Annotated in this window: 3 protein-coding genes; all 3 read right to left on the reverse strand. The window is 46.4% G+C overall.

The window, feature by feature from the left end; all coding sequences use genetic code 11:
• Window positions 1-66 precede the first annotated feature (66 nt).
• From ACFIL3_RS09935 to ACFIL3_RS09945, 3 genes are read right to left on the reverse strand one after another with little or no spacing between them, the layout of a single operon-like run.
• Window positions 67-627, reverse strand: coding sequence for a hypothetical protein (locus ACFIL3_RS09935; RefSeq protein WP_375682201.1), 561 nt, complete (start codon window positions 625-627; stop codon window positions 67-69).
• Between the two features lie 59 nt (window positions 628-686).
• Window positions 687-1,370, reverse strand: a complete 684-nt coding sequence (locus tag ACFIL3_RS09940) for a hypothetical protein (RefSeq protein ID WP_375682202.1) — start codon at window positions 1,368-1,370, stop codon at window positions 687-689.
• 56 nt (window positions 1,371-1,426) lie between these two features.
• A complete protein-coding gene (locus ACFIL3_RS09945; protein WP_375682203.1) occupies window positions 1,427-1,732 on the reverse strand; it encodes a hypothetical protein in 306 nt (101 codons plus the stop codon).
• Between the last annotated feature and the right edge of the window lie 23 nt (window positions 1,733-1,755).

Below are 1,755 nucleotides of genomic sequence, written 5' to 3' on the forward strand. Positions count from 1 at the left end.
AGGGCTTTGGTTTGATCCCCAAACCTACCGCTATCGCTGTTCTTTTGAACAATCATTCCCTCGACGTTATCTGTAATACCCCATAAACCCCACTCTCTTTAAAAACGCCTCCGCTTTCACACGCACACGCCCTGCTCCCATAGAAACAACAGGAAGGATCAATCCACAAATGACGAAAAACACCCAATCCTTCGCGAACCAAAGCCCGCTCAACCCTAGTTTCTCTGCTCCCAAAGGCAAACAAAAAAAGATCGCTCCAACAACAGCGCAAAACACCACCCCCTTCAATAACCACAAACAATGCGTCACCACCCCATCTCGCCACCCCCTCATATGCAAAATCAAAAACCACTCCAACAGTGCAGCAAACACGATCCCCATCAAGGACAGGAGTCCCCAAGGTATGTCCATATTCTCCATCCCCACAAGAGCTAAAAAAAGGACGACTCCTAAAACGCCGTAAAACAGTACTTCCTTCAAAAGGAGGAAAACACCAAAAATACAATAAAACGCCGCCCGCCACCACGGAATATCGAAGCGCTTGGAAAGCTTATAAGTACCAATAACGACAACAATAAAAAGGTAGGAAAACACCAACAACAGCAAAAAAAACAAATCGTTCGACATCACATACCCCTCACAGCAAGCCCATTAAAGATCACACCCATAAGACAAAAAAACACCCCCTACTTTAAGAACCAAGCCCCTAAAACACGTGCACGCCTTACACCCTGATAAATCAAAGGAAAAAGAAATCCAACAATAAAGGGCAACACCCTCTCATTCGAGAACCAAAGCCAGCTCAACCCTAGATTCTCTGCTCCCAGACGGGTAAAACAAAGAATTGGTGCCAAAATGCAGGAAAACAGCACAAAATTCAAAGCACGCAACGACCTCTGTAGCACCGTATCACTTTGCTCGCGTATAAAGAACCCCAAGAGCACTTTTAACAATAAAGACAAGATCAATCCCTTTAAGAATACCGCCCTTATGCTATCCATATCTCTGACGCCCACAGCAGCAAACCACAGGATAAAGCCCATCATGCAACAAAACATAACCGCCTTTAAGAACACTTGCCAAGCAACAGGCATACTCTTGACGCCCAGATGCACCAAACCAAGGACAGTTGCAAAAATGCAAGAAAACACCGCCCCCTTCAAGAGCAGCTCCCCGTCAACAGCGCGCCTGCCCACGCCCACATAAACAAAACCAAGGTAGGTGGCAAGGGCGCCATAAAGCACCACCCATCTCCAAAACATCCACCCTGTAACAGAGCGACGCTTTGCTCCCTTATAAATAAAAATCAAGGCAACAGCAAAAAAGCAGAAAAACCAAGGCAACAGCAAAAACATCACATTGTTCGACATCAAATACCCCTCACAGAAAGAACATCAAAGATCACGCCGGTGGAAAAGAAAAATGCTCATTTTTTTAAGCCCCCCAACAGTACACGCACACACCATACCCCTCTCCAGAGCAAAAAAGGAACAAGTCCAATAGTGCCCAGCCCCCCATCGTTCAAGAACCAATGCGTGCTCCAGCCCATATGCTTGGCGCCCACATGCGCCAATCCAACAACAGCTCCAACAACGCCACTAAACGCCAGCCCCTTCAAAAACATGTCCCATGCAACCACCATACACCCCGCACCCTCATAAGCAAAACCAAGGAACAACCAAAAATGCAGCAAAAGATCAATCCTTTGCAAAGAATGAAAGCCTAAACCCAAGACGCTTTGCCCCTAGACAAATA

Source organism: Bartonella sp. CE47NXGY (genome assembly GCF_042195415.1).
Classification (GTDB): domain Bacteria; phylum Pseudomonadota; class Alphaproteobacteria; order Rhizobiales; family Rhizobiaceae; genus Bartonella.

Coding starts and splice junctions, on each gene's coding strand:
- ACFIL3_RS09935 (WP_375682201.1), bottom strand. CDS start 627: ATGTCGAACGATTTGTTTTTTTTGCTGTTGTTGGTGTTTTCCTACCTT.
- ACFIL3_RS09940 (WP_375682202.1), bottom strand. CDS start 1,370: ATGTCGAACAATGTGATGTTTTTGCTGTTGCCTTGGTTTTTCTGCTTT.